This window comes from Streptomyces sp. GbtcB7 (genome assembly GCF_019091445.1).
Taxonomy (GTDB): Bacteria; Actinomycetota; Actinomycetes; order Streptomycetales; family Streptomycetaceae; genus Streptomyces; species Streptomyces mirabilis.
Window position 1 is genome coordinate 1 of record NZ_JAGXJM010000062.1, and the last position, 15927, is coordinate 15927.

The 15927-nt window shown below is 68.8% G+C and carries 13 protein-coding genes; 8 read left to right on the top strand and 5 right to left on the bottom strand.

Annotation, left to right across the window (positions count from 1 at the left end; translation table 11 throughout):
* The 7 genes from KVT44_RS51660 to KVT44_RS51690 form a co-directional block, all read left to right on the top strand.
* On the top strand, window positions 1-975 hold a 975-nt coding region (locus tag KVT44_RS51660), incomplete at its 5' end, for an aldehyde dehydrogenase (protein WP_217575636.1).
* Between the two features lie 30 nt (window positions 976-1005).
* Window positions 1006-2112, top strand: a complete 1107-nt coding sequence (locus KVT44_RS51665) for an NAD(P)-dependent alcohol dehydrogenase (RefSeq protein ID WP_217575638.1) — start codon at window positions 1006-1008, stop codon at window positions 2110-2112.
* 240 nt (window positions 2113-2352) lie between these two features.
* On the top strand, window positions 2353-2856 hold the full coding sequence (locus KVT44_RS51670; RefSeq protein ID WP_217575640.1) for a nuclear transport factor 2 family protein: 504 nt from the start codon (window positions 2353-2355) through the stop codon (window positions 2854-2856).
* A gap of 79 nt (window positions 2857-2935) precedes the next feature.
* A complete protein-coding gene (locus tag KVT44_RS51675; RefSeq protein WP_217575642.1) occupies window positions 2936-4084 on the top strand; it encodes a substrate-binding domain-containing protein in 1149 nt (382 codons plus the stop codon).
* A gap of 83 nt (window positions 4085-4167) precedes the next feature.
* Window positions 4168-5619, top strand: coding sequence for a sugar ABC transporter ATP-binding protein (locus KVT44_RS51680; RefSeq protein ID WP_217575644.1), 1452 nt, complete (start codon window positions 4168-4170; stop codon window positions 5617-5619).
* Window positions 5616-7094 carry an IclR family transcriptional regulator C-terminal domain-containing protein gene (locus KVT44_RS51685; protein WP_217575647.1) on the top strand — a complete coding sequence of 493 codons (1479 nt, stop codon included), beginning with the start codon at window positions 5616-5618 and terminating at the stop codon, window positions 7092-7094. The genes KVT44_RS51680 and KVT44_RS51685 overlap by 4 nt, the downstream gene beginning before the upstream one ends.
* Before the next feature lie 100 nt (window positions 7095-7194).
* Window positions 7195-8043, top strand: a complete 849-nt coding sequence (locus KVT44_RS51690; RefSeq protein WP_254651051.1) for an alpha/beta fold hydrolase — start codon at window positions 7195-7197, stop codon at window positions 8041-8043.
* An 82-nt stretch (window positions 8044-8125) separates the two neighbouring features.
* Here KVT44_RS51690 and KVT44_RS51695 read toward each other — a convergent pair whose 3' ends face one another.
* The 4 genes from KVT44_RS51695 to KVT44_RS51710 are packed head-to-tail and all read right to left on the bottom strand — an operon-like array spanning window position 8126 to window position 12034.
* Window positions 8126-9391, bottom strand: coding sequence for an FAD-dependent oxidoreductase (locus KVT44_RS51695; protein WP_217575651.1), 1266 nt, complete (start codon window positions 9389-9391; stop codon window positions 8126-8128).
* A 17-nt stretch (window positions 9392-9408) separates the two neighbouring features.
* Window positions 9409-10056, bottom strand: a complete 648-nt coding sequence (locus KVT44_RS51700; RefSeq protein WP_254651052.1) for a maleylpyruvate isomerase family mycothiol-dependent enzyme — start codon at window positions 10054-10056, stop codon at window positions 9409-9411.
* Entirely contained in the window at window positions 10053-10886 is an 834-nt protein-coding gene (locus KVT44_RS51705) for a fumarylacetoacetate hydrolase family protein (protein WP_217575653.1), read from the bottom strand. The genes KVT44_RS51700 and KVT44_RS51705 overlap by 4 nt, the downstream gene beginning before the upstream one ends.
* Complete coding sequence (locus KVT44_RS51710) at window positions 10883-12034, bottom strand: cupin domain-containing protein (RefSeq protein WP_217575655.1); 1152 nt, start codon at window positions 12032-12034, stop codon at window positions 10883-10885. The genes KVT44_RS51705 and KVT44_RS51710 overlap by 4 nt, the downstream gene beginning before the upstream one ends.
* Window positions 12035-12109: 75 nt before the next feature.
* On the opposite strand from KVT44_RS51710, the gene KVT44_RS51715 reads away from it, so the two are divergent.
* Window positions 12110-12883: an IclR family transcriptional regulator gene (locus KVT44_RS51715; protein WP_217575657.1), complete on the top strand. Its 774-nt coding sequence runs from the start codon at window positions 12110-12112 to the stop codon at window positions 12881-12883.
* A gap of 10 nt (window positions 12884-12893) precedes the next feature.
* Here KVT44_RS51715 and KVT44_RS51720 read toward each other — a convergent pair whose 3' ends face one another.
* Window positions 12894-15419 carry a SpoIIE family protein phosphatase gene (locus KVT44_RS51720; protein WP_217575659.1) on the bottom strand — a complete coding sequence of 842 codons (2526 nt, stop codon included), beginning with the start codon at window positions 15417-15419 and terminating at the stop codon, window positions 12894-12896.
* Between the last annotated feature and the right edge of the window lie 508 nt (window positions 15420-15927).

Here is a 15927-nt window from a genome sequence, read left to right on the forward strand (position 1 = left end):
TTCTTTCCGCTCGTGCTGTCCTGCAAGAAGATCGCACCCGCCCTGGCCGCCGGGAACACGGTCGTGCACAAGCCGGCCGCGGAGACCCCGCTGACCGCGCTGCGGCTGGCGGAAGTGCTACAGGACGCCGGCGTGCCGGACGGCGTGTTCAACGTCGTCACCGGGGACGTGGTGGCCGGCCGGGCGCTGGTGCGAGATCCCCGGGTGGGCAAGGTGGCGTTCACCGGCTCGACCGCGGCCGGCAAGCAGGTCATTCGCGATGGCGCCGACACCATGACCAAGGTGACCGTCGAACTGGGCAGCAAGAGCGCGAACCTCGTCTTCCCGGATGCCGATCTCCAGGCCGCTGTGACCGCCGCGGTCTGGGCCTTCACCTTCAACACCGGCCAGTTCTGCATGGCGGGCACCCGACTGCTCGTCGAGCGGCCGGTGTACGAGGACGTGCTGAAGGGTGTGGCCGCCGCACTTGCGCACGTGACGATCGGCGACCCGTTCGCCGAGGAGACCGTGGTGGGACCCATGGCCGGGCCGAACCATCGGGCGAAGGTCCTGTCCTACGTGGACCGTGCCCGGCAGGAGGGCGTCCGCGTCATCGGCGGCGACCATCCGGAAGGACCAGGTTTCTACGTCGCCCCGACGGTGCTCGCCAACGTCGATCAGCACTCGGTCTACGTGCAGGAGGAGATCTTCGGACCGGTGCTGACGGTCCAGCCCTTCGACACCGAGGGAGAGGCCGTCCGGCCCGCCAACGGCACCCCGTACGGTCTCGCCGCCGGGCTCCAGACCCGCGACCTCTCCCGCGCGCACCGAGTCGCCGCGCTTCTGCAGGCGGGGACGGTGTGGGTCAACACCTGGGCCGCGATGGACCTCTCCATGCCGATCGGCGGCTACAAGCAGTCCGGATACGGCCGCGAGAACGGTCCCGAGGGACTCGACGAGTACCTGCAGACCAAGTCGGTCGTCGTCGCCCTGTAGGCACCGGCCACGGAATAAGGAAGACACATCATGAGCACTGTCACCACCGCCGCCGTGGTCGAAGAACCCGGGGCACCGTTCGCCCTAACCGAGGTCGTTCTGGACGAACCGCGCGCAGACGAGGTTCTCGTCCGGATGGTCGCCACGGGCCTGTGCCACAGCGACCTGGGCGCGCAGGCCGGCAAGATCCCGTTCAAAATGCCCGGCATCCTCGGCCACGAGGGCGCCGGTGTTGTCGAGCAGGTTGGATCGTCGGTCACCAAGGTCAAGCCGGGCGACAAGGTGCTGCTCAGCTTCACCTCCTGCGGGCACTGCACCGGCTGCCGCAACGGTCATCCGGCGCTGTGCGACACCTGGGTGCCGAGCAACGTGGTCAACGGCACGCGGGCGGACGGCAGTTCCACGGTCCAGCGCGACGGCGCGGCGATCGGCGGCCACTTCTTCGGCCAGTCCTCCTTCTCCCGGATGGCTCTCGCCGATGCACGCAGCGTGGTGAAGGTGGACCCCGAGGCCGACCTCTCGGTGCTCGCCCCGCTCGGTTGCGGGGTGCAGACCGGAGTCGGCGCCGTCTGGAACGTGCTGGCGCCGAAGCCCGGCGCGAGCCTCGCGGTTTTCGGCACCGGGGCGGTCGGACTGTCCTCGATCATGGCGGCGAACCTGCTCCCGCTCGGCGACATCATCGCTGTCGACCGGGTACCGGCGCGGCTGGAGCTGGCGCGTAGCCTCGGCGCCCGGCACACCATCAACACCGCCGAGGTCGATCTCGCGACCGCGCTGGCGGAGATCACCGGAGGCCGCGGCGTCGACAACGTGGTGGACACCACGGGCGTTCCCGCCATCCTGCGTACCGCAGTCGACGCGCTCGCCGTGGGCGGGGCGTGCGCGGTGATCGGTGTGGCGGCCCCGGGAACTGAGGTGTCGCTGGAGATTCACGGCCTGCTGACGGGCAAGCGGGTGCTCGGCGTGACGCTGGGCGACGGCGAGCCGGAGACCCTGCTGCCGCGCCTGGCCGCGCTGCACCAGCAGGGCAAGCTGCCGCTCGACCGGCTCATCCGGCACTACAAGCTGGAAGACCTCAACACTGCAGCACACGACATGCACACCGGCGTGACCATCAAGCCCGTAGTGCTCTTCTGACCCCTCAGTGTCGCCATAGCGCAGCGCCCCGCAGAGCCGCACAACGAGGGGCGCCACTCCGATCGGCATTCCTGGCTGAGCGGAACGCGTGAGCCGCCATGCGAGCACTTCGGTGCACAAGAAGCGCGGCATTCACCACCGCAGGTCGCTAGAGCGACTGCGTACGCAGCCCTACTCGCGACGGTGTGGCCCGGGACGGGAACACCCATGCGAACGATCAAGGCAATCAGGAGCACCACCATGACTGACGACAAGCTGCGGTGGCTCGTGGATCGCACCGAGATCTCCGAGACCATTACCCGCTATTTCATCGCCCTCGATCTGCGGGACTGGCCGGCGATGCGCGCGACCCTGACCGAGACCCTCGACCTGGACTTCTCGGAGCTGTTCGGGGACCCGCGGGCGGTGGTCGCCTCCGACGACTTCATCGGGGCCGCGCCCCAGCGCATGTCCGGTTTCCGCGCCACGCAGCACATCAGCCCCAACCACGTGATCACGATCGACAGCGACGGCGACAGTGCCGAGGCGACGGCGTACATGTACGCCTGGCACGCGGTCGATACGCCTGACGGAGTGGAGAACACGTACACGCTGCGCGGCTCGTACGACATCTCTATGCGCCGCACGGACGACGGCTGGCGCATGAGCCGACTGCGCATGCACGTATGGCACGAGGCCGGCAGCAAGGACGTCTTCCGCATCTCCCGCGAACGCTACGACTCCCTGCACGCGGCGACGAGCTGACCTACCGGCGCTCACCCAGAACCGAGCAACCGCCGTCGCGGCCACCGCGTGCGGCGTGAACGTGACACAGGAGACAGACATGGCAGAACCGAAGGCCGCAGGACCGAGAAGACCGCTCGTGCGCGCGGGCGCGCTCGCGACAGCGTTGGCACTGGCCGCCCTCACCGCCGGCTGTGGCGGAAGCTCGACCGACTCCGCGCAGGCGTCCGGCGGCAACAGGTCGGCGGAGATGGGCAAGGCGGACAGTCTGCTGATGCCGTTCCTCGTCCGGCCCAAGACGATCGCGCTCACGGAGCCGCTCAAGAAGTTGCCGACCGGTAAGGTCCTGACCTTCCTGGAGTGCTCGGCCGATCCGTGTAAGAGCCTAGGCCGGAGCATGGGTGAGGCGGCGCAGGCGCTGGGGATGCGCTACGAGCCGATCCAGGCGGGCGCGACCCCGGAGAGCTTCCAGGCGGCGGCGCAGCAGGCCGTCGACGAGCGGCCGGCCGCCGTCCTCATGGCCGGGCTGGATTCCTCGCTGATCAAACCGCAGCTGGCCCAGATGAAGGCCAAGGGGATTGTGACGGTCGACTTCTCGACGGCGGACAAGCCTTCGACGTTCGACGCGTTCTTCCTTTCGCGCAAGGCCTGGTACGACGTGGGGGCGGCGGAGGCGGCGTACGCGATCAAGAAGAGCGGCGGGAAGGCCCATGTCCTGTTCGTCAACATGTCGCTGTTCACGCTGAGCAGGGGCATGAAGGCCGGCCTTCAGGAGACCGTGAAGAACGACTGTGTGGGCTGCTCGTTCAAGACGATCGACTCGCTGCAGAGCGACGTTGGTACCCAGATTCCGACGAAGGTCGTGTCCGCGCTGCAGCAGGACCCCTCGATCAACTGGGTCGTGTTCATGGCCGGGTATCAGTCCCTCGGCGTGCCGGAGGCGTTGAAGGCTGCCGGGCTGTCCGACGGTGTCAAGATCGTCGTGCAGGCGCCCTCGGCGAACAACTATGCCGATCTGAAGTCGAACGTTCAGACGGCGGCGGCCGACGTCGACCTCTCCCTGAACGCGTACTACGCCGTCGACGCGGCGGCGCGCCTGGTGACCGGTCAGAAGGCGCCCGACTTGAGCAACCTGCAGATGCACTATCTGATCACCGGTGAGGATGTCACCTTTGATCCGAAGACCGAGTTCTTCCACCCGATCCCCGATTACAAGGAGCAGTTCCACAAGATCTGGGGCCTCAAGTGAGTGCGACGGCTGCAACGCTCGCGCCTCTGCTGAGGATCAGGGGTCTGGGCAAGACGTTTCCGGGGCAGGTGGCGCTGGCTGGCGTGGACCTCGACATCCGCCCCGGCGAGGTGCACGCGCTCGTGGGCCAGAACGGTTCTGGGAAGTCGCCCCTGACCAAGATCCTGGCCGGTTTTCACGAGCCGGATCCGGGCGGCAGCGTCGAGTTCGGCAGTGACCAGGACAGTTTCGGCGGCGACGAAGTTGGTGGCGTTCGCCGCATCGCCTTCGTGCACCAGGACCTCGCGCTCGTCGGTGCGCTCGACGCGATCGACAACCTGGCGTTGGGTCGCGGCTTCCAGATGAGCGGCGGACGGATCGACCGCCGGGCCGAGCGCGAGCGAGCAGCCGGCGTGCTGAGTCAACTGGGCGCCGACATACCCCTCGACCGTCCATTGGAGCAGTTGCGTCCCGTCGAGCGGTCCCTGATCGCGATCGCCCGCGCGCTGGACGGGCTCACCGTCTCGTCGGTGCTCGTGCTCGACGAGCCGACGGCCGCGCTTCCGGCGCCTGAGGTGGACCGCCTGTTCGACGCGATCCGGCGCGTGACCCTGCGCGGCGGTGCGGTGCTGTACGTCTCGCACCGTCTCGACGAGGTGTTCAGCGTCGCCGACCGCGTCACCGTGCTGCGTGACGGGCGGCTGGTGGCCACCACCGAGGTGGCGGAGCTCGACCACGATGGTCTGATCGAGCTGATGTTCGGCCATGGCCTGTCCCGCGAAACCCGGCAGGTGCAATCTCTGTCACCCGACGCGCGGACGGTGCTTGAGATCCGCTCGATGCGCGGCCGGACGATCGAGGACTTCTCGGTCCGCCTACGTGCTGGTGAGATCGTCGGCGTCGCCGGTCTGGCCGGGTCCGGGCGCGAGGATCTCGCCGCGTCGATCGTGGGCGCGGTGCCGGGCACCCACGGCGAGGTGATCGTCGACGGTGAACCCCTGCGCCGCCGCACCCCGCGCTCGGCGATCGACGCGGGCGTGGCGCTCGTACCCGCCGACCGCCCCCGCCTTGGAGCCATTCTCGAACACACGGTGGCGGAGAACGTCACCCTGCCAAGGCTGCGGCCTCTCATGGCGAGGCTGCGCATTCAGCGCCGACGCGAACACGACGAGGTCCTGGCGCTGAGCGAGCGGCTCGAACTGCGGCCCGCCGACCCGCAGCGGCGCATCGGCACGCTGAGCGGCGGCAACCAGCAGAAGGCGGTACTCGCGCGATGGCTGCGCGTCAGGCCGCGCGCGCTGATCGTGGACGAGCCCACCCAGGGCGCCGACGTCGGCGCGAAGGAGCGGATCCACGACGTACTGCGCAGTGCTGCCGCCCAAGGGCTGGCGCTGCTGGTCTGCACGGCGGAGACCGAGGACCTGCCCGGTCTCTGCAACCGGGTGCTGGTCCTGCGCGGCGGCCGCGTCGTCGCCGAACTTTCCGGCCGGGACCTGACCACCGAACGCATCCTCGCCGAAACCCTCGACCCACCCCGCAAGCTGGAGAACGCATGAGCACCGCCCTCGCCGACAACACCGCCGCACCCCCCGCGGCACCCGGCGCCACGAGCCTCCGCGACCGCCTGGCCGCATCGCCGCTGTCATTCGCCAACATCAGCCTTGTCTACGTCTGGGCGGCCATCTTCGCCCTGTTCGCCCTCTGGGTCCCGGACAAGTTCCTGACCGCGACGACCTGGCAGTCCATGGCAGGCGAACAAGCAGTCACCGTGATCCTCGCGCTCGCCGTGGTCGTCGCGCTCTCGGCAGGCGTGTTCGACCTGTCCGTCGGCGCCGTACTCGGAGCCACCGCGATCCTCGTCTCGAAGCTCATGGCCGACACGGGGATGGCACCCGTGCCAGCGGCCCTGGTGACGCTCGTGGCCGGCGCGTTCGCCGGGTGCGTCACCGCCACGATGGTGGTCGTCTTCCGTGTCCACTCCTTCATCGCCACGCTCGGCATCGGCTCGGTACTCGCCGCGTTCATCTCCGCAATCTCCAACAACCAGCTGATCATCGGGCTTCCGCCGTCCTTCCAGCGGTGGGCGACGTTCGAAGTCCTCGGCATCCAGGGGGCGTTCTGGATCGCCCTCGTCCTCGCCGTCGTCATCTGGTTCGTACTCGAACACCGCCCCGTCGGTCGCTACATGTACGCCACCGGCAGCAACGCCGAAGCCGCGCGCCTGGCCGGTGTGCGCACCAACCGCATCGTCTTCGGCACGATCGTCTGCACCGCGCTGATCGCCACGGTCGCAGGCATCGTCGTGACCTCGCGCATCGCCACAGGCTCGCCGACGATCGGGCCGCCCTACCTGCTCCCCGCCTTCGCGGCCGCGTTCCTCGGATCAACCCAGATCCGGCAGGGCCGCTTCAATGTCCTCGGCACCCTCATCGCCGTCTACGCCCTGGCCACCGGAGTGAAGGGCCTGCAACTGGCAGGTGCCCCCTTCTGGCTGCCCGACCTCTTCAACGGCATCGCCCTGCTGGTGGCGGTCGCCCTGTCGGTACGGCGGCGGCAGCTGACCAGCCGGCCCGCGCAGGACGCGCCGCCCACGGTCCAGGTCCGTCCACCGCTGACCCTGCGCGAAGCGGCGCGCTCCCACCTCGAACAGTTGCGCGACAGCCTGGAGGAGAGCGTGTGGCTCACCGAGCCTGCACGCGACGGCAGTTCCGCGAAGGTGGTGGAAGCTGCCGAGAGCCGTCGGCCGCTGCGGATCGTCCGACGGCCCGGCGATCTCCGCCTGGTGGGCTCACCCGACGTCGAGGCCCTCCAACGAGCCGGCATCGACTCCGGTGCGGTGTCCGTGGAGGACGAAGAAGTGGTCACTGTCGCCGCGCCGGTGCTCACCGAGGACGGTCGTGCTCTGGCCGCGGTGTCGGTCTGCGCCCCGCGTGCGCGCGTCGACGACCGGCTCCTGCGGCAGATGCGTGACGGCGTCACCGACACCGCACGACAGGTCGCTGCACAGCTGAACGCACTGCGTCCCAGCTGACAGGGACGGGTCCATCGCCCAGTCACCGGCACCGGCCGAGGGCTTCTGCCCCGGCCGGTGCCGAGCGATGTGGCGGTACCAGCTAAGGAGAGGGGTGTTGATGTCGGCAGGTTCCACACCGCTGCTTTTCCTGCACGGTTACTGGCACGGTTCCTGGTGCTGGAGCGAGGTCCTCACGCATGTGACGAGCGTCGGCCGCCCAGCCGTAGCGGTGGACATGGCGGGGCATGGGTTGCGGGCCCGGTGGCCCACGTGTCTTACCGGGCGCCCGTTCGCCCCTGAGGAAGTGGCCACTGAGGTGTCTCCGGCGGCGGACGTGGACCTGGACCAGGCGGGTGAGCTGCTCGTGTCCCAGATCGAGAAGGTCGGCCGTGGCGGCCTGGTCACCGTGGTGGCCCACAGCATGGGCGGCACCGTACTGACGCGGGCGGCCCAACTCGCGCCGGAACTCGTGGCACACGCGGTGTACCTGACCGCCTTCATGCCCGGTTCGGGCACGCCGGCCGCCACCTACCTGCACCTACCCGAGAACGCTGGCTCCCTGGTGGGACCGGCCTTCCGCGCCGATCCTGCCGTGGTCGGCGCACTGCGATTCGATCTCGTCTCGGACGACGGCGCCTACCGTCAGCAGCTGCGGGACGCCTTCTACGGCGATGTGGCCCCGGCCGTCGCTGATGCCGCCCTTGGGCTGCTCACGCCCGATGCACCGGTCGGCATAGCGCTCGGCGTCACCACCCTCACCCGCGACGGCTGGGGTTCGGTTCCCCGCACCTACGTCACCTGCGCACAGGACCGCGCGATCCTTCCGCCTCTGCAACGGAAGTTCATAGCCGACGCGGACGCCGCCTTCCCCGACAACCCGACCTCCGTGGTGGCCCTGGACGCTTCCCACTCACCGTTTTTGTCCATGCCCCGTGAGGTGGCCGACATCGTCGCGAAGCTGGGCTGACGGACCGTTGGTGCAGCTCCGACAACTTCGTGCGCCGCGGGATCTCTGCCCCACGGCGCACGAGTCAGCGGGCTCAGGCCGCTCAGATCTCCACGGAGTCCAGCGGAATCGCCGTATACATCTCCGGCTCCTGGTCGGGGGTCAGGGCCGTGGGGCCGTAGATCCAGTCCATGAAGGAGTAGTCGTACGTGTCGCGGGCGCGCATCACTGCGTTGCGCTGCTCCCGCTCGACCTCGACGTGGTGCCACAGCTCGCCCCAGGAGCGTGCGGTGAGGACCACCCGGCGGCAGTGTTCGGGGCGTACGGCCTCGTAGGCGGCGAGTGCCGCCTCCCATTCGACCCCGGATCCATCCCGGGACCGCTTCGCGGACTGTGCGCCCACGTGCTGGGCCAGCACCCAGCCGTCCTCGACGGCCATGACGGCGCCCTGGGCCATGTACTGCAGCGGCGGGTGGGCCGCGTCGCCGAGCAGGGCGATGCGTCCGGCGACCCACTTCATGAGTGGCTCGCGGTCGAACATCCGCCACCAGCGGTCGCGCCACATCAACGGCAGGCCCTTCTGGACCTGGTCGCACGTGCCCTCGAAGGCTCGGTCGAGTTCGTCCGGGGTGCCCCAGTCGTCCTCGCCGGCCAGGGCCTTCGGCGACTGGAACACCGCGACCTGGTTGAACATCTGGCCGCCGCGCAGCGGGTACTGCACGAAGTGGCAGCGCGGGCCGACGTAGAGCACGACGTCCTTCTCGTGCACGTCGTTGGCGCGCACCTGCTCGAAGGGGACCGCTCCGCGGTAGGAGACGTACGCCGAGTTGACGGGTTCGTCGTCGGCGAGCAGTGTGCGCGCGACCGAGTGGAGCCCGTCGGCGGCGAGGACGGCCTCCGCCTTGTCGGTCCGGCCGTCGGCGAAGGTGACGCGCGCGCCGCCCTCGATGTTCTCGTACGTCACGCAGCGCGTGCCGGTCACGAGTTCCACGCCTGCCCGCTCGCAGCCGCGCAAGAGGACGCTGTGCAGGTCGCTGCGGTGGATCACCAGGTAGGGGAAGCCGTAGCGGCGTTCCATGTCCTTGAGGTCCACCCGGGTCAGCTCGCTCGCGTCGAGAGCGTCCTTCATGATCATGTGCTCGGGCAGTACGCCGAGTTGGACGGCCTCGTCCAGGAGCCCGTAGTCGTTCAGGATCCGGGTGCAGTTCGGGGCGAGCTGCAGGCCGGCGCCGACCTCGCCGAACTCGGGGGCCTGCTCGTAGAGGCGCACTCGCAAGCCCTGTTGGGTGAGGGCCAGCGCGGCAGAGAGCCCGCCGATTCCGCCGCCGACGACGAGGACGTCTGGGCGTTGAGTGTCTGTGGTGTTCATGTCTCGCTCCCGCGTGGTTACAGCCACGGAGTCATGGGTTGGGCAGGGGAGCCGTCCCGGGTCGTCACACCGGTGTATGGGCGGCCCGCCAGGTAGGCGGTGATGTCGGCGTCGCTGCCCAGGACGCCAGGGACGGTGTCGCTGCCGCGCTTGCCGATGATGTCGTGGCGGAGTTCGGCGAGGAACTCCTTTGGCAGGTCCGTGAATTGGATGCCGGCGTCGAGGTCCACGGCATGCACCATGATCTCCCTGGTGCGCATCCACGGGACCTCACTCGCCGGCACGGTCCGCCCCTGGGCGGTCAGTACCTCCGCCCGCCACTGCTTCTCGGTCAGCTCGGACATCGCGTAGGCCAGCAGCTGTGCGGACTCCTCGAACCAGGCGGTGAGCCATGCGGCGGGCAGCCGTGCGCCCGACTCGATGTCCGCCATCCGCTGCTCCGGCGAGCTGTACATCGGGGTGGGCTCACCGGTGCGTGCCCAGTGCATGAGGTTCCTGAGGGCCCGGGCGTTGGCGGCCACGTGGGCCACGACGTGCTTGCGGGTCCAGCCGGGGAGCAATGAAGGCGCGCTATATGACGCCTCGTCGAGGTCGGAGACAGCTTTGCGGCACAGGTCGGTGCCCTCGGCCACCCAGGCAAGCGTCGTCTTGAGCGTTCTCATCATGACCCCTCGGAGACGACGCGGTTCTCGAGGCGGCCCACTCCCTCGATCTCGGTGACAATGGTGTCGCCCGCTTGCAGGAACACCTGTGGTTTGCGGGCGTGGCCGACGCCGCCGGGGGTGCCTGTGGCGATGATGTCGCCTGGGTTGAGCCGGATCATCGTGGAGACGTAGCGGACCAGGTGGACCGGGTCGAAGAGCAGGTCGCCGGTGTTGTCCTGCTGCATGACCTGCCCGTTGACCTCGCAGCGGATGTCGAGCGCGGGGCGCGGGCCGCCAACCTCGTCGGTGGTGACCAGGAACGGGCCGAGCGGGGTGGTGGAGTCCCAGTTCTTGCCCTGCAGCCACTCACGGGTGCGGAACTGCCAGTCGCGGCAGGTGACGTCGTTGAGGACTGAGAACCCTGCGATGGCGGCCTCGGCCTCGGCCTCGTCGGCGCGCCGGACCTGTCGGCCGACGACCACGGCGAGTTCAGCCTCCCAGTCGAACTGCGCGGTCTCGACCGGACGCCGCACCTCGTCGAGGGCCCCAACGAGGGTGTCCGCGAACTTGCAGAAGAGAGTGGGGTATTCCGGCAGGTCGCGGCCCATCTCCTTGATGTGCTTCTGGTAGTTCAGGCCGACGCAGACCACTTTGGTGGGGCGGGGGACGAGCGGGGCGAACTCGGCGTCGGCGCCGGCATACCGCTGACCGTCGACCGCTGCAGCCGCTTCGAGACCGCCGGCCGATGCCAGCACGGCACCCACGTCCGGCAGGCCGAGATCGACGAGGGAGTCGCCCTCGAGGCGAACCGCGGTGGTGCGGTTACCGAGACGGATGGTGGCGAGCTTCACGCGTTCTCCTCGATGTGGGTGCGGAACAGGTTGAGCTTGGTGAAGAGGGGGGCGTCGCTGAACTGGAACAGGTCGAGCGCGCCGGAGTCGGAGTCGGACGGCGACGCCTCGGACCGGATCGCCAGGGGTTGCCAGGACGGGACGACGAAGAGGTCGCCGCGCTGGACCGTCCACGAGAAGTCGCCCACGGTCACCCGGCCCGAGCCGTCGAACACCTGGTAGACCGACGAGCCCGTCTCTCGACGCGGGGTGGTCTCCGCGCCGCTGACGATGCGGTGGAACTGGGCGCGGATGGTCGGCAGGACGTCCTGCGCGGTGGTGGGGTTGGTGTAGCGCACCAGAGCGTGGCCGGGGCCGACGGTGCCGGGGTGGCCCTCGCGTTCCAGCGCCAGCTGGTCGGTCAGCGCGGCGTCGGTGTCCACCCAGCGGTAGCACAGCAGGGGAGTGCCCTCCCTGCGCCCGAACTGTGAGACCGGCACCAGCCCCGGGTGGCCCCACAGTCGCTCCGAGCGCGACCGGTCGGGTGTCGCGTGCTCCTCCTCGGACAGCTCGTCCCGGCCGAAGTCGAAGAACTGCGCCTCGACGTCGTACTGGAAGGGGATGTCGAGGCCGTCGATCCAGGCCATGGGCTCGCTGGCCGAGTTGTGGTGGGCGTGCCAGTTCATACCGGCCTGCGGCAGGAAGTCACCACGGCGCATGGGCACCGGGTCGCGCTCCACGACCGTCCACACGCCTTCGCCTTCTACGACGAACCGGAAGGCGTTCTGGGTGTGGCGGTGCTCGGGGGCGTCCTCGCCGGGCATCAGGTACTGGATGGCGGCCCAGAGGGTCGGAGTCGCGTACGGCCTGCCACCCAGGCTCGGGTTGGCCAGTGCTATCGCCCGCCGCTCGCCGCCCCGCCCGACCGGTACCAGGTCGCCGGAACGGCCGGCCAGGTCGAGCAGTGTCTTCCACTCCCACCGGTGCGGCTGCGCCTTGGACCGCGGGTGCTCGGGCATCAGGTCGCCGATACGGGTCCACAGTGGCACCAGCAGGGCCTTCTCGAAGCCGCGGTAGAGGTCCTCCAGCTCGGGAGTCACCGGTGGCTGATCCGGTCGGTCCTCGGCAGCCAGGGAGACGGGGGAGACCACGTCGTCGTGTTCGCTCATACGGGAACGGTGCTCTACGCGATCCAATCTGGAATAGTAGATTCTGACCACCAGAACACGTTAGGGGTGGACTTCGTGGCCAAGTCGATGAAGAACCCGCCGGTGTACGGCGTGACCAGCGTGGATCACGCGCTGCAGTTGGCGGTGATCCTTCAGGTCGAGGGGTCTCTCACCGTCTCCGAGGCGGCTGGCCGGATCGGCGTGGCCCGTTCCAGCGCCCACCGCCTGCTTTCCACTCTCGTGTACCGAGATTTTGCTGTGCAGAACGAGGACCGCAGCTACGGCGTCGGCCCGGTCCTGGAGATCGCCGACAAGGCGCAGTCGAACGTCTCGGCCATCCGCGCCGCCGCCCTCGGCCCGCTGCGAACCCTTGTCGACACCCTTGACGAGACCGCGAACCTCAGCATCCGCACCGGTCGGACCGTTCGGTTCATCGCCTCGGTCGAGTGCGCACAAGCGCTGAGGGTCGGAAACCGCGAGGGCATGGTCTTTCCCGCGCACCAGGTGACCGGCGGCATGGTCATGCTGGCGGCCCTCACCGACGCGGAACTCGCTGCCCTCTACGCGCCCTCCCCGACCAATTCCGAGGAGCGCCCGGACCTGACGACGCTGCGCGGCGATCTGCGCGCGGTCAGGAGCAGCGGTGTGGCTTTCAACCTGGAGCGCTCCGAACGCGGAGTCGTGGCCGTCGGGCGCGGCGTCGTCGACTCCGGTGGTGACACGGTGGCTGCCGTATCGGTATCCATGCCGAGCGTGCGGTACTCGGCGGGGCGGGTGAAGGAGATCGTGTCCGCTCTGACCGTGACGGCGGAAAAGATCTCTGCCGAGATAGGGGAGGCGGACCGGTAGCGCACGTCGGTCAGAGGTCCTCGGCCGGGTTCAGCTCGAAACCGAAGGAGACCGGATCGGGCTGCCCTGGACCGCCGACCGGTTGTGACCGCAGGCTCTGCTCCGCCCAGATCGTCTTGCCCCGAGGGGTCTGGCGTGTTCCCCAGTGTTCGGTGAGCTGCGCGACCAGGAGAAGCCCGCGGCCGCCCTCGTCGTAAATGCGGGCGCGACGCATGTGAGGTGCCGTGCTACTGGCGTCCGAGACCTCGCAGATGAGGCTTCTGTCGTGGATAAGACGCAGTTGGATGGGAGGTTCCGCGTAGCGGATGGCGTTGGTGACGAGCTCGCTGACGACCAGCTCCGTGACGAAGACGGTGTCGGTCAGGCCCCACGCCTCCACCTGGCGAACGGCTCCCTTGCGGACGTCGGCGACGGCGGCGGGGTCGGGTTCCACCTCCCAGGTGGCGACCTGGGAGGCGTCCAGTGCCCGGGTGCGCGCGATGAGCAGGGCCACGTCGTCGGCCGGCCGCTCGGGCAGCAGTGCCCCGAGAACCGTGTCGCACAACTCGTCCAGTGAGGCTGCAGGGCGGTTCAGGGCCTCGCACAGCCGCGAGATGCCCTCATCGATGTCGATGTCACGCGATTCGATCAGGCCATCGGTGTAGAGGGCGAGCAGGCTGCCTTCCGGTACTTCGACCTCCACAGCCTCGAAGGGCAGTCCCCCCAGGCCCAGTGGGGGCCCCGCCGGAATGTCGAGCAGTTCCGCGCCGCCGTCCGGACCTACTACGATCGGTAGTGGGTGCCCGGCGCGGGCGAGCGAGCAGCGGCGTGAGATCGGGTCGTACACCGCGTACAGGCATGTTGCCCCGACGTCTCCCGCGGTTTCGCGTTCCCCCGCATCCCGCTCCCTGCCCGCTGCGTCCGTCTCGGTGGAGAGTCGTCCCACCAGGTCGTCGAGGTGGGTGAGCAACTCGTCAGGGGGCAGGTCGATGTCGGCCAGTGTGCGTACGGCGGTACGCAGTCGCCCCATCGTCGCCGAGGCATGAATGCCGTGGCCCACGACATCGCCCACAACCAGTGCCACCCTCGCCCCGGACAGTGGGATCGCGTCGTACCAGTCACCGCCCACCCCGGCCTGGGCACCGGCTGGCAGATAGCGGGACGCCACCTCCACCGCGGCCTGTTCTGTCAACCGCTGCGGCAGCAGGCTGCGCTGCAAGGTGACCGCCGTGTCGCGTTGACGCGTGTAGCGCTGGGCGTTGTCGATGCAGACTGCCGCCCTGGCCGCCAGCTCCTCAGCGAGTACCAGATCGTCCCGCTGGAACGGTTCGGGGTGCCGATGGCGGACGAAGACGGCGACACCCAACGTTGCCCCGCGTGCCGTCAGGGGCGCCGCCATCACCGAATGGACGCCGAGCTCGCGCACTCGGGCGGACCTGAGCGGGTCCCGTGCGACCCACTGGGCGATTTCGGAGTCGGTCATCTGGTACAGGGTGGCGCGTCCCGATCGGAGACTCTCCACCGGTGGGGAGCCTTCCGGGTACTCGTCCACCTCGCCGGGAGCGACGAGGGCCTCAGGGACCTCGGGATGCATGGATCTGTGGGCGATGCGTCGAAGTGTGAGTGGTCCGCCGGCTGCCGGCGCATCCGGGGACGGCTCGTGCATGTCGTCGAGGGACACCAGCAGGTCGACACACAAGAAGTCGGCGAGTTCCGGGACTGCTATGTCGGCCAGTTCCTGCGCGGTCCGCGTCACGTCGAGCGTGCTGCCGATGCGCTTGCTGGCCTCGGCGATCAGCTGGAGACGTTTGCGGGCCCAGTGCTGTTCGGTGATGTCGTGAGCGGTGAGACAGACGCCGCGGGTTCGGCCGTCGCTGTCGCGCAACGGTGCCTGGCTGACCGCCCATGCGTGCTCGCGGGTCTCGCCGAGGGTGCGCAGATAGTACTCACGGTGGAACGGCTCGCCCGTCTCCAGCACCCGCTTCATGTCCTCTTCCCCCAGCTCCCCCGCCCCATGCCCTATGACCTCCGACACGCGCAACCCACGCATGTAGTCCTCGGTGAGGGCGTGGGAGCGCTGCATTCCCGCGTTGGCCTTCCGTAGGCGGCACCTGGTGTCATACAGCGCCAAGTCGCAACAGGGAGATTGCTCGAAGCCCCAGCCCACCAGGGCATCGTCATCCGGTTCGGGCAGCCTCCCGGCCAGGGCGGAGAGGAGCAACCACTCATCTTCGCCGTGCTCCGGCAGTCTGTGGTGGGCGACCACTTTGCGGTCCAGGCGGTGGCCGTCCCGGTGCCTGAGCGTGAGCGTTCCGTGCCATCGCGGAAGTTCGGAGAGTGGAGGCACGTCGTCCGCGCTGGGTTGCTCGGCGAGCAGCCCGGACGCCGGTAGGCCCAGAATCTGCGTCGACGTGTACCCCAGCAGGCGTTCGGCACCTTCGTTCCACCCGGTGACGATTCCGTGCCTGTCGACAATGACGCGTGCGGTGAGCGCCTCACCGACCACGTCGCGGTCATCGAGGGGAATCGTGTCCTGATCGGCGGCACGCCGCTCCATGGTCGTTCATCTCGCTCTCGTTGAGATCTTTGAGATTCTCACCGCGTTGAGATCGTCATGGCTTTGGACAGGCGCCGCCCGACCGCCGCGGTATGCGGGAGTCGGCCCGCACAAACATGCCCATATCGTGAGTTAACGTACATATGTACTCAGAGCATTATCCCGCAGCGCTGCGCACCCGGCCCGTGGGTAGCCTGACGATGGAAGGACCGCGATCGCACGCGCGGTGGTGAGCGACGCACGGCCCGGTGCAGTCCGTCGCACACCGCGTGCAGGCAGGCCGACCGACCTCAGGGCGCCTTTCCCCGTCGCGGCGACGATGTCGGCGCAGGCCGATGAGCGTGGGCGTCATGAGCGGAATCGGCGAGATATGCGACCCAACCTGAGGGTTGAGGAACATCGCTGTCAGATCGTATGCCGAGACTCCGTCCGCCCTGACTGGCAGGCTGACACCGCCCAGCTGCTCAAGGGACGCACCCGCGGGCTGGGGACGGGTTGGGACCTGGAC